The 17898-nt window shown below is 67.8% G+C and carries 20 protein-coding genes and 1 pseudogene; 10 read left to right on the plus strand and 11 right to left on the minus strand.

All coding sequences use genetic code 11. From position 1 onward, the window contains the following. Nucleotides 1-238: 238 nt before the first annotated feature. The 4 genes from OO71_RS11260 (at nt 239) to OO71_RS11265 (ending at nt 4143) form a co-directional block, all read left to right on the plus strand. On the plus strand, nt 239-502 hold the full coding sequence (locus OO71_RS11260; protein ID WP_033289627.1) for a helix-turn-helix transcriptional regulator: 264 nt from the start codon (nt 239-241) through the stop codon (nt 500-502). Between the two features lie 1195 nt (nt 503-1697). Continuing rightward, a complete protein-coding gene (locus tag OO71_RS48700; protein ID WP_084144858.1) occupies nt 1698-3209 on the plus strand; it encodes an RNA-directed DNA polymerase in 1512 nt (503 codons plus the stop codon). After that, nucleotides 3200-3700: an SLATT domain-containing protein gene (locus OO71_RS50030; RefSeq protein WP_156096252.1), complete on the plus strand. Its 501-nt coding sequence runs from the start codon at nt 3200-3202 to the stop codon at nt 3698-3700. Before OO71_RS48700 ends, OO71_RS50030 begins: the two co-directional genes overlap by 10 nt. Before the next feature lie 215 nt (nt 3701-3915). Beyond that, complete coding sequence (locus OO71_RS11265; protein ID WP_051791429.1) at nt 3916-4143, plus strand: tyrosine-type recombinase/integrase; 228 nt, start codon at nt 3916-3918, stop codon at nt 4141-4143. A gap of 44 nt (nt 4144-4187) precedes the next feature. On the opposite strand, the gene OO71_RS11270 is transcribed toward OO71_RS11265, so the two are convergent. Both OO71_RS11270 and OO71_RS11275 read right to left on the minus strand, forming a co-directional pair. Further along, nucleotides 4188-5342, minus strand: coding sequence for an acyl-CoA dehydrogenase family protein (locus tag OO71_RS11270; protein ID WP_033289628.1), 1155 nt, complete (start codon nt 5340-5342; stop codon nt 4188-4190). A gap of 30 nt (nt 5343-5372) precedes the next feature. Further along, nucleotides 5373-6227 carry a 3-hydroxybutyryl-CoA dehydrogenase gene (locus OO71_RS11275; protein WP_084144859.1) on the minus strand — a complete coding sequence of 285 codons (855 nt, stop codon included), beginning with the start codon at nt 6225-6227 and terminating at the stop codon, nt 5373-5375. Between the two features lie 115 nt (nt 6228-6342). On the opposite strand from OO71_RS11275, the gene OO71_RS11280 reads away from it, so the two are divergent. Further along, nucleotides 6343-7011, plus strand: a complete 669-nt coding sequence (locus tag OO71_RS11280) for a TetR/AcrR family transcriptional regulator (RefSeq protein WP_033289630.1) — start codon at nt 6343-6345, stop codon at nt 7009-7011. A gap of 2 nt (nt 7012-7013) precedes the next feature. Here OO71_RS11280 and OO71_RS11285 read toward each other — a convergent pair whose 3' ends face one another. Continuing rightward, a complete protein-coding gene (locus OO71_RS11285) occupies nt 7014-7820 on the minus strand; it encodes a DUF1295 domain-containing protein (RefSeq protein WP_033289631.1) in 807 nt (268 codons plus the stop codon). Nucleotides 7821-8040: 220 nt separating this feature from the next. Here OO71_RS11285 and OO71_RS11290 point away from each other — a divergent pair, with 220 nt between their 5' ends. Further along, a complete protein-coding gene (locus OO71_RS11290; protein WP_033289632.1) occupies nt 8041-8547 on the plus strand; it encodes an EXPERA domain-containing protein in 507 nt (168 codons plus the stop codon). On the opposite strand, the gene OO71_RS11295 is transcribed toward OO71_RS11290, so the two are convergent. Then, complete coding sequence (locus OO71_RS11295) at nt 8531-9082, minus strand: D-alanyl-D-alanine carboxypeptidase family protein (protein WP_033289633.1); 552 nt, start codon at nt 9080-9082, stop codon at nt 8531-8533. The genes OO71_RS11290 and OO71_RS11295 overlap by 17 nt on opposite strands. 179 nt (nt 9083-9261) lie before the next feature. Here OO71_RS11295 and OO71_RS11300 point away from each other — a divergent pair, with 179 nt between their 5' ends. From OO71_RS11300 to OO71_RS11310, 3 genes are read left to right on the plus strand one after another with little or no spacing between them, the layout of a single operon-like run. Next, nucleotides 9262-9954, plus strand: coding sequence for a response regulator transcription factor (locus OO71_RS11300; RefSeq protein WP_051791447.1), 693 nt, complete (start codon nt 9262-9264; stop codon nt 9952-9954). An 11-nt stretch (nt 9955-9965) separates the two neighbouring features. Continuing rightward, nucleotides 9966-11360 (plus strand): ATP-binding protein, encoded by a 1395-nt coding sequence (locus OO71_RS11305; RefSeq protein ID WP_425388665.1) that lies wholly within the window; start codon nt 9966-9968, stop codon nt 11358-11360. Next, nucleotides 11357-11845 carry a hypothetical protein gene (locus OO71_RS11310; protein ID WP_033289707.1) on the plus strand — a complete coding sequence of 163 codons (489 nt, stop codon included), beginning with the start codon at nt 11357-11359 and terminating at the stop codon, nt 11843-11845. The genes OO71_RS11305 and OO71_RS11310 overlap by 4 nt, the downstream gene beginning before the upstream one ends. A gap of 7 nt (nt 11846-11852) precedes the next feature. Here OO71_RS11310 and OO71_RS11315 read toward each other — a convergent pair whose 3' ends face one another. After that, the gene (locus OO71_RS11315) at nt 11853-13025 is read right to left on the minus strand and encodes an MFS transporter (RefSeq protein ID WP_051791431.1); all 1173 of its coding nucleotides are present in this window, start codon (nt 13023-13025) and stop codon (nt 11853-11855) included. Nucleotides 13026-13072: 47 nt separating this feature from the next. Here OO71_RS11315 and OO71_RS11320 point away from each other — a divergent pair, with 47 nt between their 5' ends. After that, nucleotides 13073-13690 carry a TetR/AcrR family transcriptional regulator gene (locus OO71_RS11320; RefSeq protein WP_245633634.1) on the plus strand — a complete coding sequence of 206 codons (618 nt, stop codon included), beginning with the start codon at nt 13073-13075 and terminating at the stop codon, nt 13688-13690. Here the strand turns inward: OO71_RS11320 and OO71_RS46360 are convergent, their stop codons facing one another. The 6 genes and pseudogenes from OO71_RS46360 to OO71_RS11345 form a co-directional block, all read right to left on the minus strand. Then, a complete protein-coding gene (locus OO71_RS46360) occupies nt 13691-14416 on the minus strand; it encodes a Gfo/Idh/MocA family protein (protein WP_245633635.1) in 726 nt (241 codons plus the stop codon). 115 nt (nt 14417-14531) lie between these two features. Further along, nucleotides 14532-14792, minus strand: a pseudogene (locus tag OO71_RS52135) (Gfo/Idh/MocA family oxidoreductase); the annotation flags it as partial. Further along, nucleotides 14789-15520: a sugar phosphate isomerase/epimerase family protein gene (locus OO71_RS11330; RefSeq protein WP_033289636.1), complete on the minus strand. Its 732-nt coding sequence runs from the start codon at nt 15518-15520 to the stop codon at nt 14789-14791. The gene OO71_RS11330 and the pseudogene OO71_RS52135, both read right to left, overlap by 4 nt. 106 nt (nt 15521-15626) lie before the next feature. Further along, nucleotides 15627-16169, minus strand: coding sequence for a GNAT family N-acetyltransferase (locus OO71_RS11335; protein WP_245633636.1), 543 nt, complete (start codon nt 16167-16169; stop codon nt 15627-15629). A gap of 22 nt (nt 16170-16191) precedes the next feature. Next, nucleotides 16192-16911, minus strand: coding sequence for a sulfite exporter TauE/SafE family protein (locus tag OO71_RS11340; protein ID WP_033289638.1), 720 nt, complete (start codon nt 16909-16911; stop codon nt 16192-16194). After that, nucleotides 16908-17897 carry a GntR family transcriptional regulator gene (locus OO71_RS11345; RefSeq protein WP_245633637.1) on the minus strand — a complete coding sequence of 330 codons (990 nt, stop codon included), beginning with the start codon at nt 17895-17897 and terminating at the stop codon, nt 16908-16910. The genes OO71_RS11340 and OO71_RS11345 overlap by 4 nt, the downstream gene beginning before the upstream one ends. Nucleotide 17898 lies beyond the last annotated feature (1 nt).

A 17898-nucleotide genomic window follows, 5' to 3' on the forward strand; every position in this document is an offset into this window, starting at 1 on the left:
CGATAGGAGAAACCCGTGCCGGACAAGCCGAACCGGCCACGCCGCCGCGATCACCGCAGCTGTCTCACCGGCGGGCAAGGGAATGCAGCCATCGGCTCAGCAGGCAGCCGCCCGCCGCAGCAGCCGACTGGGCCAACCCGTCCCGGCGGCGGGTTCCGGTCATACCTCTTCCGGTGGCGTCCGAGCGAGCCACCGCAAGAGGATGCCTGACGGTGCGCCGGCTGGTTACGATGAGGCCATGCCGATGACGAGGGACACGCGCAGGCTGGCGTCGACGCTACTCACTGAGGCCGAAGACCACCGCTTCTCCGCCTCGGAACTGCGGCAAGCCACCCGAATGCACAATGCACGCCTGTACCCCCTCCTCGAACAGTGGCTCGACCGCGGCTGGATCACCGACGACTACGACCCGTCGCCGCACGACGCGCCGGAGCAGCCCCAGCCACTTCACTACTACTTGGTGACGGAACTCGGCCGCCGCGAACTCGCCAGGATGTCGTAACACCTGCTCAGAAACGACGAAGAGCCCCACCGCCTGCGTAATGTAGGCGGCAGGGTTCTTTCGTGGTGCTCAGTTCCTGCGACCGGGCGGCGCCGGGTTGACAGTCCCGGAGCGCAGACCGGCCGGGTGAGCGGGTCATCAGCTGCTGCAAGCGACTCACCGTGAATACAGGCGGGACGGCCGCCCGAAGTGGGTCGCGGCCGTCGAGCCGGAGTGGAAATTCGTCCGCTTATTCACCGGCCCACCACAATGAAGACCGCACTGAACTGCATGAATTCAGCCCTTCAGGAGCTGCCGAGCCATCACCACGCGCTGAATCTGGTTCGTTCCCTCATAAATCTGCGTGATCTCTCAGCCGGTTCCAACCCATCTGGCGATCATGCCTGAAAACTGCCTCTGAGCTGCTGAAACGTCTCTCGACAGTTCTCGGTGAATCTTGGCCTTACCCGACGTCTGACGGCCTGTAGAAGGCCTGGCTCACGTCGGGTCTTTGGCATGACTGCCGCCGATCACGGATCAGACAGGGACTCACAGGTGCCGATCGCGCACCACGCATGCGAGATCCCCCATATCGCTGCTTACCCTCGCCGGTTCGGCTTTCACCTCGGGCGCCCCGTGCGCCTGTTGAAGGGGACTGCCTGAAGTATGGCGCGCTGCCCGCTGATCCTCGACAGGTTCCAGCGGTCCCCGACCTGCCCGTGCCTCTTCTCTCCGCTTCCGTCGCCCCGCCATCCCTAGCGCCGGGTCGATCGCGTCAAGGCACGCTTTCCCGCCTTAATGAGGGCGGGCCGGTGTTAGACGCTGAGAAGCGAGGGACCCCCCTGGTGACCACTGCGCGTCGGCTGGGTGAGCCGGGAGATTGGGCCGAAGTGCTCCTCTGGATCTCCGTCGGCGGCGGCGCGCTGCGCGGTGCTGCTCGTCGGCGGGCTCGCCGCGACCGGCGGCCGGAGCGGAGCGGCAGGCCATCCGTGTCGCACGGGCGGAGCCCGCCGTACGGGTGGTGACGTGCGCGCCGCCGACGGCGGCACCTCGATCCCATACAGCCAAGTTCGGCAAGAGCACAATACTTGGCTCGCCAGCAACGATTAGGTCTCAAAACAAACTTCGACCACTTAAGACGTCAGTCCGCCGTAACAGACCAGGCCCGCTTCGCGATGGATGCTAAGCGAAAGCACGAGAAGGGGCGAGTGGCTAGATGAAGCGCTCAAGCAGCAACTCGCTAGAAGCGTTCCTGGATATCGCCTGGCGAAATATTGGACGCGCCAGCGTCGATCTAGATCTTCCCGATATTGTCAACTACGCAGATATCGGATCGCAGTGGGAAACGTTCAAGGCTACGCTTATTCGCGACTTTAAGAGTGGGGATCTGCTTCCCTTGAGCGTAGAGATCGTCGATCTCCCCAAGGATCGGATTGCAGTTAGACCACTCGCACGCCTCGATATAGCGCGAAGACTGGCTTATGAAGCTTTTGTCATAGCGATAGCACCTGAGATTGGTCGCATCACCTCAAAATCAGTATACAGCAGCAGATGGTGGAAGAAAGAGCAGAGAATGCTAAGCCCCATCGGCTGGTGGATCAGAATGCAGAAAGATGCCCGTAAGTTTCATCGAAAGAACCCTGACTATTTCTTGGCACGCACGGATATCTCATCATTTTTTGAACACGTGGATGTGAGCATTCTATCCGACGACTTAAGACAGCTCGGCGTTGAACCGTGGGCACGAGAGGCGCTAGAGCAATTTCTGAGAGCTTTCAACAACATGAGTAGCGCCTGGGGAATTCCGCAAGGTCCTGATATGTCTGGATCTCTGGCGAATCTGTATCTTGCGCCACTTGACAGCGAACTGCGTCGCAGCGGCTTTAGGCACTTCCGATACTCGGACGACATGTACATATTTGGCAAGGACTGGTCAGCACTTCGACAAATTCTAGTTAATACCAACAGAACTCTACGGCACAGGCATCTAAACCTGGCGTCCTCAAAGACTGAGATAATCGCGAGCGACAAGGTTTTGGAGCATCTGGAAGACAGAGAAAAGGATGCCATCAACTATGGCATAAACGTCGGCATGGACAACGTAAACGACGATCTTCACGCCTTATTCGACAGGGCAATCGAGACGGAAAGTGCGCGCGACCTGAAATTTTGCCTCACAAACCTGCGCGAGATCAAGGATGACTACGCCATCCACTGGTTACTCGCAAACTTCCTATCCGTGCCCCATATTGCGCGGCAAGTATTGATCTATTTGAGTCTTTTTACTGAGGAGCAACCTCACATTGGACGCATTGTTGCCAGACATTTAGCCAGTGACGAGCTTGCACTTTATCCATATGCTCAATGCCATATCTTTGTCTTCCTAATTAGAAATTCTATCAAAAGCAGAGTCGCTGTTGATAGCGCGTGGGCAGTCCTTCTGGACAGGAACGCTGAAACCTTCCTGCGAGAGACAGCCGCACGCTACCTCGGACTCTTCAGTCAAGCCGGAGAAAGCGCACGCTTAAAGCAGGAGTATCAAGTCGAACCCAATAGCAGGGTTCGTCGTGCACTCCTCGTCGCTTGCTATGAATCAAATCAGTGCAGTGATGAATGGCTCTTGTCCGTCACAAGTGCTGACCCTGTTCTAGCTTTGACGGCAGACTATCTACGATCCAACCCTACGTTTGTCCCATTTCCCGAGGTTGAGAGCCCAGCATGGCAATAGAAAGCGAAGTTGTAGAGGTCTACACATCGCAGATGCGGAAGATTTATGAAGACGCTAGCTACTCCTCTCAAGCGTACTTTGAAGCTGTCAAATATGCTGAAATGTGGGGTCGCGCAATCGTCTTCGTCCCTGCAATCCTAGGCGCTATCGCAGGAATACTAGTCGCACTCAATTATCCTAAGGAGTGGGGATCCGTAGGTGCAGTAGCCGGCACTGTCGCCGCAACCGCTTCATTCTTGGGCACTAACAGGAATTCGGCTAGCTTCAAAGTTTCGGCACGAGAATTCACGAAGATTAGACATAAGGCAGCCCTAGAGATTTCACTGGCCTCACGTCAGTCAACCGAAATAGATCTGGACAATACACTTAGATCTCTTAGGTCTTCTTATGACACGATCGTCGAGACGTGCGAGCCGGTACCGAGCCGCCCTTTTGCCAAGGCCCAGAAAAGGATCCAGAAGGGAGTTCTTGAATATGAAGGAACCAAATAGCTTTACAACCTTCAAGTTGCACATTAGATACCTGACCGTTTTGTGGCAGTAAAGCCATGTACACGTATCTTTTGGGGCGACGCACCTACTGGCACAGGAGGCTCAGCTTGCTCCCCTGACGATCGTTTCAGTCGAGTATTCTTCGAATCTGGTTGGCTCAGCCGAGGTGGGCGTCGTGTGGCAGGGCGCGTTCAGGACGGCTGAGATCGCCTACCGTGGCCGGGCGGGACGGCATGCACGCGTTGCGGCACTTCTTCGTCTCGGCGCTGTTGTCCCGCGCCGTGTCGATCAAGGAACTCGCCGAGTACCTCGGGCACTCCGACGCCGGGTTCACCCTGCGGACGTACACGCACCTCGTCCCGTCGAGCCACGAGAGGGCTCGGCAGGCGATCGACGCGGTGTTCGGGCGGCCTGGCTCCCATGACGGCCTGGAGGCGGCTTGATCATGAGCAGCCAGCGCCGCCCGGACTACCGGATCAAGATCAAATCAGCCCTTCAGCAGCTGCCGAGCCATCACGACACGCTGAATCTGGTTCGTCCCCTCATAAATCTGCGTGATCTTCGCATCCCGCATCATGCGTTCCAGTGGGAAATCGCGCGTGTACCCGTACCCGCCCAGCAATTGGACCGCGTCGGTGGTCACCTGCATCGCCACATCCGACGCGTAACACTTCGCCGCGGCGCCGAAGAACGAAAGATCCGCGTCACCGCGTTCGGACTTTGCCGCTGCGGTGTACACCATCTGACGCGCGGTTTCGACTGCCATTGCCATGTCCGCCAGCATGAACTGGATGCCCTGGAAGTCGGCGATGTGCTTGCCGAACTGCTTGCGCTCCTTTACATACGCCAGTGCGTGGTCCAGTGCGCCCTGTGCGATGCCGACGGCCTGTGCCGCGATCGTCACCCGGGTGTGGTCCAGTGTGCGCAGGGCGATCTTCAGGCCTTCGCCGGGTTCGCCCACCATGCGGTCGCCCGGGAGGTGGACCTGGTCGAAGAGCAGTTCACGCGTCGGCGAGCCCTTGACGCCCAGCTTCTTTTCCTTGGCGCCGAAGGAAAAGCCTTGGTCGGACTTCTCGACCACGAAGGCGCTCACGTTGGCGCCGCGGCGGCCGTCCGGGTCAGTGACAGCCAGAACCGTGTAGTACTCTGAGAAACCCGCGTTCGTGATCCACGACTTCTGTCCATTGAGGATCCAGTCGTCGCCGGACGGGGTGGCGCGGCAGCGCATCGACGCGGTGTCCGACCCGGCGTCGCGTTCGGACAGTCCGTAGGAGAATCCCGCTGCGCCGGATGCCAGTGGCAGCAGGTACTTCGCCTTGACGTCCTCGTTCGCGGCGAGAATAAGCGGCAGGCTGCCCAGCTTGTTCACCGCCGGAATCAACGAGGACGACGCGCACACCCGCGCGACTTCCTCGATCACGATGCAGGTCGCGAGCGCGTCGGCACCCGCGCCGCCGTACTGCTCCGGTACGTGCGGGGCGTGGAAGTCCGAGGCGACCAGTGCGTCGTAGGACGCCTTGGGGAACTCCTCGCGCTCGTCGGCCTCGGCGGCGTGCGGCGCGATCTGCTCGTCGGCGACCGCGCGCACGGCCTCGCGGATTGCTTCGTGGTCTTCGTTGATTTTGAACAGATCGAAACTCATCGGGAACTCCTCGGCGACCAGGATGGAATGTCAGGCGTAGGTGTAGAAACCGCGGCCGGTCTTGCGGCCGAGCAAACCGGCGTCGACCATGCGGGCCAGCAGCGGCGGCGGCGCGTACAGCGGCTCCTTGAACTCCTCGTACAACGATTCCGCGACCGCCTTGGTGGTGTCGAGCCCGATCAAGTCGGCCAGTGCCAGCGGACCCTGTGGGTGGGCGGCCCCTCGGACCAGGCCTTCGTCGATCGCCTCCTTCGTGGCGAAACCCGACTCGAGCATGCGCACGGCGGCGAGGATGAACGGGATCAGCAGCGCGTTCACCACGAACCCGGCCCGGTCCTGGCACAGGATGGCGTGCTTGCCGAGCGTGTCCTCCGCAAAGTGCCGCGCGCGGTCGGTGGTCTCCTCCGCGGTGAGCAGGCTCGGCACCAGCTCCACCAGCGGCAGCACCGGGACCGGGTTGAAGAAGTGGATGCCGAGCACCTGCGCCGGGCGGGTGGTCGCGGTGCCGAGCTTCATGATCGGGATCGACGACGTGTTGGACGCCAGCACCGCATCCGGCGCCGTCACGATCTTGTCCAAGCGGCCGAACAGCTCCGCCTTCACCGCTTCGTTCTCCACCACCGCCTCGACGACAAGAGTGCGGTCGGCCAGGTCGTCGAGATCCACGCTGACCCGGATCCGCTCGAGCACGTCGGCCGCGGACGCGATCTTGCCCTTGCGCTCGGCCCGGCCCAACGACGCTTCGAGCCGCGCGCGGCCCGCGTCGGCGGCAGCCCGGCTGGACTCGACCGCGACGACGTCCAGCCCGGCCCGGGCGCACACCTCGGCGATTCCCGCCCCCATCTGGCCACAGCCGACCACGCCGACGAGCTCCACGTGCCTCACCCATCCTTCGGTACTTGGTTCCACTTGTACGGTACTCAGTACCGGCGCGCGGTGGCAGCTCAGGTGGCCGACCTCACCCTCCGCGAACCCCCCGGCCGCCGATTAGGCTGGCCCGATGTCCGAGAAACCGGCCAAGCAACGGCTGACCGAGGCCGCGTTCGCCCTGTTCGAGGAGCGCGGCTACGACCAGACGACGGTCGACGACATCACCGAGCGGGCCGGGGTCGGGCGCAGCACGTTCTTCCGCGCGTTCCGGTCCAAAGAGGACGTGATCTTCCCCGACCACGACGTGCTGCTCAGCGCGATCGAAGCCCGGCTGGCCGGCTCGGACCTGCGGACCGCGGCCGTCGCGGTCACCGAGGCGGCCCGGCTGGTGCTGCGGCACTACGTCGCCGAGGGCGACCTCGCGCTCGCCCGCTACCGGCTCACCCGGAGTGTGCCCGCGTTGCGCGCCCGCGAAATCGCCGGGACCCGGCAGTACCAGCGACTGTTCCAGGGCTTCATCCACCGGTGGCTGGGCGGCGGCGAGGACACCACACTGCGCGCCGAACTGATGGCCGCGGCCGTGGTGACCGCGCACAACCACGTGCTCCGGCGGTGGTTACGCGGACAGGCGCCAGACCCGGAAGCCGAGTTCGACACCGCAATGGCCGACACCTTCGCGCTGCTCGGCCGAGGCGGGGACACCGGCACGACGGTCGTCGCTTTCCGTACTGGCAAAGACCTTTCCGCCGTGCTGCCCGGGCTGCGCAAACTGCTCGGCGACGAGGGCACGCTCGGCTGAACTCACGAGGCGGCGGTGCGCGGGAACCAGGGCACGATCGGCGAGGTGCGCTGCTGGTAGCCCGCGTACTCCGGGTACCGGCTGCGGGTGATGCTCTCGGTGAAGATCGTGGACCCGACGAACAGCAAGGTCAGCAGCACCGCACCGGCGATCGTCCAGGTGACCGCACCCGCCGCGGCGACCCCCATGCCGAACACCAGCCACCACTGGGCCTGTTCGAAAAAGAAGTTGGGGTGCCGGGAAAACCGAAAGAGTCCGGTCTGCGCGAACTGCGGATCTGGGGTACGGCCGGCGCTCGTTTCGCGTTTCTTCCACTGATGGAACGTCCACTGCTGCTGGTCGGCGACCGTTTCCCCGGCCAGGCAGGCAAGAAACGCCACGGCAAGCACGACGTCCGCCGGGCCCAGCGGGGTGCGGTGGTCCAGCGCCGTCCCCGCGGGCAGCGTGATGAGCAGCAGGATCGCGTTCTGGTAGAGCGTGATGAAGAAAAGGTTGAACAACTGGAACTGCCACGGCGCCATCCGGCCCCGGAGGATCGCCCAGCGGTAGTCCTCGCCGCCGCGGGCGTAGCCGCCTTTGCGCGCGTAGTTGAAGGTGAGCCGCGCACCCCAGAGGAACACGAGGACGAACAGGAGGTCGAGCCGCGGATCGGTGAACCCGGCGTACCCGGCGAAGATCCCGGTGTAGACCACCGGGACGACCGACCAGATCCGGTCCGCCCACGAGTACTCGCGCGTGATCACCGACAGCAGCCAGCACCCGGCGCAGACCCCCGCGAAGACCCAGAGACACACCTGGAACGCGTTCATACCCCCGACTGTCCCACGATCGCGCCCCGGACCGCGACTGCGGCGCAGGTGAGAGCGGCGCGGGTCATGGCGGCAGGGGTGCCGCTGATCGGGACCGCCGCAGCAGCATGCGGCGCAACCGACCGTGCAGCTCCCCGGCTGCGGCCGAAACCACGCGGGCACTCAACCGCGGCAACGGCAACACCCGAAATTGTCGGACCCCCGTCCTACCATCTCCGTCATGGGCATTCCGGCGCCGAACCTGCCGCTGCGCAAGCGGCGGGTCGACATCTTCTTCGCGGTGATCTTCGCGGTCTTCGCGGTCACGTCGCTGATCAGCGACCTGCTTCCCACCGTCGGCGTGGATTTTTCGCGGCCGACGGGCAATTTCTTCGTCGATGCCAACTACTGGTACGCGCACGACACCGATCCGCTGTTCATGCATCCACCCGATTGGATGCGGATCGTCACCGGGCTCTCGGCGTTCGTCTATCTGCCGTTCTACCTGGTGCTCGTGTGGTGCCTCGCGGCCGGGCGGAACGGGGTCCAGCTGTTCGCGGTGATCTACGCGACGATGATCGTCACGCTCACCGGGATCGTGGTGTTCGGCGTCGAGTTCTTCGGGGATCCGGCCTTGCGCACCGGCAATCCGGGCAAGTTCCTCGCCTTCAACCTGCCGTACGTGCTGGTCCCGCTGCTCCTGCTCGTACGGATGCGAAAACCGCTGCCGTTCACCCGGCCATTCTGACCATTGTGGACGGCCGACATGCATCGGGATAGGGCAGCCGCAGCGGCACGGTGTCGGCGTGGTACTCGAAGTGCCACCATTCGTTGTCGTAGCGGCGGTACAAGCGGTAGGCCGAGCCGTGGCGTTCGAGCCAGGCCGCGCCTTCGGTGGGGCGCACGTCGAGCGCCGTGCCGCGTACGTGGGCCGACTCGTGCGGTGGCAGTACCCAGCGGCGGGCCTCGGTCACCGAGCCCGTGCGGCGGACGGCGTCGGTGAACAGGCGGTGCTGGTGGGCTGCGTCGCGGTGGCCGGAGGTGAGGCCGATGAGCTGCCGGTCGCGCCAGAAAGCTTCGGTGCGGGCGGCGGTGAAGGCGGCGTGCGCCGGGGCGCTCAGGCCTGCGAGGTCCTCGGCCGGGTACCGCATCGCCAGCGCCCACTGGCACGCCAGGTACCGGCAGCGCGCCGGGGAACGCAGGAACGCCACCGGAAGCAGCAGCACTGCCAGAATGCGGGTGGCGGCCGCAAGAACGCGGGGACGGCGAAGGATCTCGGTCATGGCGTCCACTGTCGGTCGCCAGTGTGCGCGCATTGCGCACGGAATCCGACAGCTCTGTAACAGTTCCGCATGGCGGCGTCGTTACCGGACGATGACACTCCCCGCATCGGGCGGTGAAACCGTACCGGCACGCTGAGGCGGACAGGCGGGGGCCGCCGTGCGCTGCGATAGTGGGGGTCATGCCGAGGGTACTGCTGATCGAAGACGACCAGGCCGTGCGCGACGGCCTGCGGCTGGCCCTGACCTACCAGGGCCACACGGTCGACGCCGTCGAAACCGGCGAGGAAGGTCTCGCGCGGCTGGCCGGCGGCCCGGCCGACGTCGTGGTCCTCGACCTCATGCTGCCCGGCATGGACGGCTTCGAGGTGTGCCGCCGCATCCGCGCGGCCGGTGACCTGCCGATCATCATGCTCACCGCGCGCAACGACGACATCGACGTGGTCGCCGGGCTCGAAGCGGGCGCCGACGACTACGTGGTGAAACCCGCGCAGGCCCGCGTCCTCGAAGCCCGTATCCGCGCGGTCCTGCGGCGGACCGGTGGCGAACCGCGCGGCCCCGGTCCGAAGCCGGGTCCGGAACGGCATGGCGAACTCACCATCGACCGCGAAGGGCTCGTGGTGAGCAAGCACGGCACCGCGGTCGGGCTCGCGCCCACCGAACTGCGGCTGCTGCTCGAGCTGTCCGCCGCGCCAGGGCGCGTGCTCAGCCGTCAGCAGCTGCTGGAATCCGTGTGGGACCAGGGATATCTCGGCGACTCCCGGCTCGTCGACGCGTGCGTGCAGCGGCTGCGGTCGAAGATCGAAGACGATCCGGCGAGCCCGGTGTACGTCCAGACCCTGCGCGGGTTCGGCTACCGGTTCGGGCCGCTGTGAGGGAGTGGCGGTTGTGGGGCCTGCGGGGCAGGCTGCTGATCTCGTTCGCGATGCTGACCGTGTTCACCGCCGTCGCGGTCGCCGGGATCGGCTACGTGCGCGCCCGCGACGGTATCGTGCAACGGGCGCAGGACTCCGCGGCCATCGAAATGACCGCCCAGCTCAAACTCCTGTACCCGCTGCCGGGCGGGCCGCGGTCCGAGGCCGATCTCGCCACGATCCTCGACAAGCTGAACGGGCGGCACGTCACGGTGCTCGTCACGGACGGCAGCCGCACCGCGGGAACCTTGCCGCAGAGCCTGATCTCCCCCGAGCTCCGGGCGAAAGTGCAGTCCGGCCGGGTCGCGTGGCAGCGCGTGAGCTGCGGCAAGACGACGTGCCTGGTCCTCGGGTCGCAGCTGCGGGTCGCGACCGGATCGCAGTCGCAACCGACGCAGCCGTCCGGGATCGAGGTGTACGAGGTGCGTGGCCTCGGCAGCGAGGTCGAGGCGGTCGACCAGCTCGCCCGCGAGGCGTGGCTGGCCGGTGGGGTCGCGCTCGTGGTGGCAACGGTGCTCGCGGTGCTCGCCGCCCGCAGCGTGCTCCAGCCGGTGCAGCAGCTGCAGCGGGCCGCCCGCCGGCTCGGCGACGGCGACCTCGGCACGCGGATCACCGTGCACGGCAGCGACGAACTGGCCGCCGTCGCGAAGACGTTCAACTCCACGGCCGAATCCCTGCAGCAACACGTCGGCGAGCTGCGCCGGATGGAAGCCGACGCACGGCGGTTCGTCGCGGACGTGTCCCACGAACTGCGCACCCCGCTGGCCGCGATGACCGCCGTCACCGACATGCTCGACGCCGAGGCCGCTCGGCTCCCGGACGCCGCCGAGCAAGCGGTGCGGCTGGTCAGCCGGGAGACACACAACCTGACCCGGCTGGTCAACGACCTGATCGAGGTCACCCGTTTCGACTCCGGCACCGCGTCGCTCGAACTCGACGACGTCGACGTGGCCGAAGCCGTCCGCGCCACGCTGCGCGCGCGAGGCTTCAGCGTGACCACCGAGCTGCCCGACGGCGTCCGCGCGCGGATCGACCCGCGGCGGCTCGACGTGATCGTCGCCAACCTGGTCGGCAACGCGCTGCGGCACGGCACGCCGCCGGTCACCGTCACGCTGAGCGGGGACGCGGCCGGGGTCACGCTCGCGGTCGCCGACACCGGCCCGGGTCTCGACAAGGAGGTGCTCCCGCACGTGTTCGACCGATTCTACAAGGCCGACACCGCCCGCACCCGTTCCGAAGGCAGCGGCCTCGGCCTCGCCATCGCGTGGGAAAACGCCCGGCTGCACAACGGAAAGCTGACCGCCGCCAACCGTCCCGAAGGCGGCGCGCTGTTCACTCTGTGGCTGCCGCGGGGAGCACGGCCGTGAGGCGGCACCTCGCGGGTCTTGCCGTGGTCGCCGTGCTCGTGACGGGCTGCGGGGTGCGGCCGAGCGGCGTGATCTCGGGAGAGGAAGCGCCCAGCGGACCACCGGTGGCAAGCAGCCCGGGTACCCCGAGTGGCACTCCGGGCACGTCGCGGTCGCTGTACTTCGTGCATGGCGGCGCGGTGGTCCCGGTGTCCCGCTTCGAGGACACGGAGTCGGTCGGCGAACTGGTCCGGCTGCTGGCGCAGGGTCCCACCGCGGACGAGCGGCTGAACGGCTACACCTCCGAGGTCCCGTCCGCACTCGCGCCGATCGTGGTCAGCACTGACGACGCAGCGACGCTCGGCGTCGACGTCCGGACCCTGACCCCGAACGCGGTCGCCCAGATCGTCTGCACGATGCTGGCCGCAGGCAGCCGGGTCAACACCGGCACGGTCACCCTCACCGGCGGCGGGCAGTCCCTCGGCCCGCGCGGCTGCACGACCTGAAACAGGGTCAGCGGCGCGGCGTGATCACCGGCGCGAACACCACCGCCAGCACGCACAGCACGAGCGGCAGCAGGAACGCGACGTTCAGCGGCATCCAGTGCGCCAGCCCGCCGATGATCGCCGGCCCGGCCAGCAGGCCGACGTACCCGACGCCGACCACGCGGGCCATCAACGCACCCGACGCTCGCCGGTCGAGATTGCCCGCAGCGGTGAACAACTGCGGGACGCCACCGGAAAGACCGAGCCCGAACAGCGCCCAGCCGGCCAGCGCAAAGGGCACCCAAGGCGACAGCGACGCGACTGCCAGCCCCAGCGCCGCCAGCCCCGCGCCGTAACGCACCACCGCGACCGGACCCGCGACGGCGGCGACCCGGTCGGTCGCGAACCGGCCGATCGTCATGGCGACCGCGAATGCGCCGTACGCCAGCGCAGCGGTGCTTTCGGACGTCCCGAGCACGTCACGCAGGTGCAGCGCCGCCCAGTCGTTCGCGACCCCCTCGGACAGCATCAGCGCGAACGCCAGCAACCCCAGCAGCCACACGACGCGCTTCGGCGTGCGGCTCGTCGGCTGCGGCTCACGCTCGGCCTCCGGCGGGGCCGGGGAATCGAGCAGATACCGGCGCACCACCAGGGAAACCCCGATGCACACCACCCCGGTGCCGCCGAGCGACACCGCCGCAGGCACCCCGGCCCCCAGCACGGCCGCGCCGATCAGCGCGGCAATCGCACCGCCGATCGACCACATCGCGTGGAAAGCGGCCATGATCGGCCGCGGGTACGCCCGTTCCACCACCACGGCCTGTGCATTCATCGCGACGTCCACCGACCCGTTGAAGAACCCGAACGCCACCAGCGCCAGCCCGAGGGTCCACCAGTTCACCGCGAGGCCGGGAAGCACCACGGAAAGCCCGAGCAGCGCGGTCGCCGCGGGCACGATCCGCCGGTGCCCGAACCGGTCGGCCAGCGGGCCGGACACCTGCATCCCGGCGAACGCGGCGCCGCCGAGCACGAGCAGGAGCGCGCCGAGCGCCGGGTGCGAAATGCCGGTGGCACGTTCGATCACCGGGATGTGCACCACCCAGATCCCGACCGCGAAGCCGTTGAGGGCGAACACGGCCCAGGTCGCGGCGCGGGCGGCGCGGGGCAGGACGGCGGGCGGTGCCGGGGACAGGCCGGTCATCGTGGTCGGTTCCTCCTCGGGATCGGGGACTGCGGCATGATGGGCGGGTGGAAGCCGACGATCGCCGCCCCGTGCCCGGCGGGTACGCGAAGGGCCGGATCCGCCGGGAGGACATCATTTCGGCGGCTGCGGTGGTGTACGGCGAGATGGGGTACCACGGGTCGTCGCTGCGGGAGATCGGCAAGCGCGCCGGGATCAGCCACGCCGGGTTGCTGTACCACTTCCGCACCAAGGAAGCCCTGCTCGCCGCCGTGCTCGAACGCCGGGACGCCGAGGACGCCGTGCGCGAGCGGCTCACCGTGCCGCCCGGGCTGGACGTGCTCCGGCACTTCGTGGCGCTGGCCGAGCACAACGTGCGGCACCCCGGCATCGTCGAGCTGTACTCGCGGCTCGCCGCCGAGGCGATCGCGCCGGACCATCCGGCGCACGCGTACTTCGAACGGCATTACCGTGACGCCCGGGACAGCGTGGTCCAGTCCTTTCGCGTGCTCGCCGAAAGCGGCGAGCTCCGCCCCGGCGTGGATCCGGAAATGGCGGCGCTCACCTTCATCGCGCTGATGGACGGCCTCCAGGTCCAGTGGCTCACCACCCCCACGCACGTCGATCCGGCCGGTTCCCTCCGCTTCTCTCTGCAAACTCTCCTGACCGTCCCGCTGTTCCCGTGATCACAGAGTTCGCCCGGATGGCTCCCACCCGGCGGGCAACGGCGGCGGCACTTCGACGCTGCTGGAGACGTCGACCGACCGGCCGCGCGTGAGCGATTCATCGATCGCCAGCATGGCGTCGAGCACGTGGTACGCCAGTTCCCCCGACGCGCGTTCCGGCACCCCGGCCCGGATCGCCCGCGCCAGGTCGAGGACGCCGGTCCCCCGGGTCGCGGAGTGGCCGTCCGCGGCGAGTTCCGCCGGTTCCGCGGCATCGGCCGGGTGCAAGGTCGTGACGCCGTCGAAGCGGTTGGGGTCGGGCAGCACGGCCGTGCCGAGCGGACCGGACACCTCGACGAACCCGACGCGCTCCACGGCCGAATCGAACGTGAGCACCACCTGCGCGCTGCCGCCGCGGGCGAATTCGACCAGCGCGGTCACCGTGGTCGGCACGGTCACCGCGAACTCCGTGCCTGCCCGCGGCCCGGACCCGATCACCCGGGTTTCGCGGGCGCGTCCGCCGGACCCGGTGACCTTGCGGATCGGGCCGAACACCTGCACCAGCTGGGTGAGGTAGTACGGGCCGATGTCGAGCAACGGCCCGCCGCCCGCCCGGTACAGGAATTCCGGCGCCGGATGCCAGCTTTCCGGACCGGGCGACTGGAACAACGCGAGTGCGGTGGCCGGTACGCCGATCCGGCCGTCCTCGATGGCGCGGCGCGCGGTTTGGTGCCCGGCGCCGAGCACGGTGTCCGGCGCGCTCGCGACCCGCAGGCCGGTTTCCCTTGCGCGGTCGAGGAGTTTGCGCGGTCTCCCGGTCGAGGGCGAGCGGTTTCTCGGTCCAGACGTGCTTGCCCGCCTCCAGCGCGGCCAGCCCGACGTCGACGTGCGCGGCCGGCACGGTGAGGTTGACGACGATCTCGATGTCCGGCGCCGCAAGGAGTTCCGCCACCGTCCCGCTGCGCGGTACCCCGTGTGCGGCCGCCTGCGCACGCGCGCGTTCGACATCCAGGTCGGCGATCATCCGGACGCTGAGGTCCAGGAACGACGTGAGATTCCCGAGGTAAGTGTCGCTGATGAAACCCGCCCCGATCACGCCGACGCCGACCGGCCCGGCGGTCACTTCCCCGCGCCGGTGAGGTAGGCGAAGCTGGCGGCGAGCGCGTCGAAGACGTTCTCGTGCTGGTCGAATTCCACCACGCGCAGGACGTCCGGGACCGCGCCGAGCACCTCGGGCAGCGGGACCCGGCCCTGCCCGGCCGGTACCTGGCCGGTGAAGTCCGTCGACAGCCCACCGTCCTTCACGTGGATCGCGTGCACCCGCTCCCCCAGCCGCCGCAGCAACCCGGCCGCGTTCTCCCCGGCCGCGGTGACCCAGTAGGTGTCGACCTCCAGCACGATCTCCGGGTCGAGCTGGTCGGCGAACACCTCGAGCGCAGTGCGGCCGTCGATCCGGGTTTCCAGCTCCCACCAGTGGTTGTGGTAGCCGACGCGGACGCCGTACCCGGCGGCGATCTTCGCGGCGGCGTTCAGCGCCTCGGCGGTGGCGGCGATGTCGGCCGGGTCCTGCCACCGCTCCGGCTCGATCAGCGGCTCGATCACGACGCCGATGCCCAGCTCGCGAGCCGCGGCGAACACGGCGGACTGGTCCACGCCGATCAGCTGCGCGTGCGCGGTGGGTGCGGTGAGCCCGTGCGCGGCCAGACCGGCACCGAGCGCCTTCGCGTTTTCCACGACGCCGTACGGCTCGACCTGCGTGAACCCGATCTCGGCCAGCCGCCGCAAGGTGGTGTCCGGGTCGGTGGCGAAGACGGTGCGGACCGAGTACAGCTGCACGGAAAGAGTGCCCATCCCAGCTCCTTGGCTCGTCGCGGGCAGCGAGGTCCGCCCACCCAGATTTCTACCACTTGGTCAGAATTGATACCAGGCGGTGATCGGGCGGAATCCGCGGCAGGAGCTATCCGGCGAGGTCCCGGTGGTAGACGAGGAAATCGCACGGCGTCGCGAGCTGCGGGGCGAGGTTCGGGTACGCGCTCTCGATCGTCGCGGTCTCCACCACGCGGTAGCCGAGACGGCCGTACCACCCGGCGAGGAACTCTTTCGACGGATGCGTCCACTCGCGGGGAACCAGCAGCTCGAGCTGCATCCGCGTGCACCCGGCGGCGCGGCTGTGCTCCTCGGCGAACCGGACCAGCTCGCGTCCGACGCCGGTCCCGCGCACCGCGGGCGCGGCGACGAGCATGCCGAACTCCCCGAGGTCGGCGGCAAGGCGCTGGATCCGGACCGAACCGGCCACGGCCCCGTCGAGCCGGGCGACCGCGATCTCCCCGGCGCGGACGAAACCCGCGACCTCCGCGGGGTCGGTGCGGTCGGTGTCGCCGATCCAGAGCCCTTTCTCGGCTTTCGCGTAGACGGCGTTGGTCAGGTCGGTCAGCGTGGTCACGAGCTCGGCATCGTCCGCGGCGGACGGCGGCAGCAGCATGATCTCCGGAGTCGTCACCCGGCCAAGGGTAGCCACGGGTTCAGCCGTGCAGCGCCAGATACGGCGCGATCCCGACGAGCACGGCCACGAGGACAGCCTTGAGTGTCCGGGTGGGCAACGCGTGCGCGATCCGCCAGCCGAGCAGGACCCCGGCGAGCTCGGGAATGCCGACGATCGCGGCGAGCTGCCAGTCGATGTCCCCGAGGTACCCGATCGTCCCGGCCCCGGCGATCACCACCGACTGCACCTGCGCCGCGGCGAGCGCCCCGAGCACCGGCATCCCGGCGACGACCAGCAACGGCACCGCCAGCATCGGCCCGCCGACCCCGACCAGCCCGGCCACCACCGAAACCCCGGCCCCGATCAGCACCGCGATCCCCGCCGGTTGCCGTCCCGCGGCCCGGCGCAAGCCGACGAACGCGGCCACGATCAGGGCGAAACCGGCCAGCAGGATCCCGAAGACCTTGGTGGACACCAAGGAGTTCAGCAGCACCCCGAGCGGGGTCCCCACCACTGCGACTCCCGCGAGCACTGCGGCGACCCGGCGGGTGCCCGGTTCACGCAACTGTCCGGAGTGGACGAACGCGGCACTGCCGAGCACCCCCGTCGCGACGTGCGTGACGATCGCGGTCCCGGCGACCTGCGCGGGGGACAGCGAGGTGAACACGAAGAGCCCGACGGTCGCCAGCACGCCGCCTGGTCCGACGGCGGTGATGCCGATCCCGGCGAGCAACCCGGTGACGATGAGCGCGGCGATCATTCTGCGCCGCAGTCGTTTGCGGCGCCGGGATGCCGCTCGGCCTCACGACTCCGCTCGGGCCCGTGATCCCGCTCAGCGCCGCGATCCCGCCCGGCTCTGCAATCGCTCTCTGCCTCGCAATCCTGCCCGGCTCCGCGATTCCACTCGGGCCCGCGATCCCGCTCGGCCACGCAATCGCCCTCGGCCACGCGATCCCGCTTGGCTCCGCGACTCCACCCAGCACCGCAATCCCCCACGGCACCGCAATCCCCCGCAGCACCGCGATCCCCCACCGCGCCGCGATGCAGGGTCGCTTGCAAGGTCAGCCGGTCCGCCCGGAGGTGGACCCACTCCGCGTCCACCGGGCGGCCGTCCGGGAGCCGGGTCAGGCGGTCGAGGGCGAACACTGCCGTACCGGGCGGGATGTCCAGCAGCGCGGCCGTGTCCGGGCCTGCGGACACCGCGTGCACGACCACCTCCGCGCGGCCGAGGCGCGTGCCGCTCGACTCCTCCAGCAGGGCGAACAGGTCGCGGCCGGAGAGGTCGTGGTCGAGGAGCGGAATTCCCAGGTCTGCCACCAGATACGTCGAGTCGAGCGACAGCGGTACCCCGCCCACCCGGCGGACCCGCTCCACGTGCACGACGTCCTCGCCTGCCGCCAGGTCCAACCGTTCCGCGACGGACGGGGGTGCCGCGACCACCCCGGCCGCGCGGACCTCGTTCACGACCTCGCCGTATCCCTCCAGCACCTCGGCCAGCCCGGCCAGCCGATGCAGCCCGTGGCCGAATTTCGGGCGTACCACCAGGGTTCCGACGCCCGGCCGCCGTTCGACGAGGCCCTCGTCGCGCAGCAGGCCGAGCGCCTCGCGCACCACGTTCCGCGACGCGCCGAACCACTCGCCCAGGTCGCGCTCGCTCGGCAGCAGCTCGCGGAACTCCCCCGCCGCGATGCGCTGCCGCAGTCCGTCGGCCATCTGCCGGGCCTTCCCGGCCCTCCGCTGCGTCACC

It is taken from the genome of Amycolatopsis jejuensis, from assembly GCF_000717335.1.
GTDB classification, from domain to species: domain Bacteria; phylum Actinomycetota; class Actinomycetes; order Mycobacteriales; family Pseudonocardiaceae; genus Amycolatopsis; species Amycolatopsis jejuensis.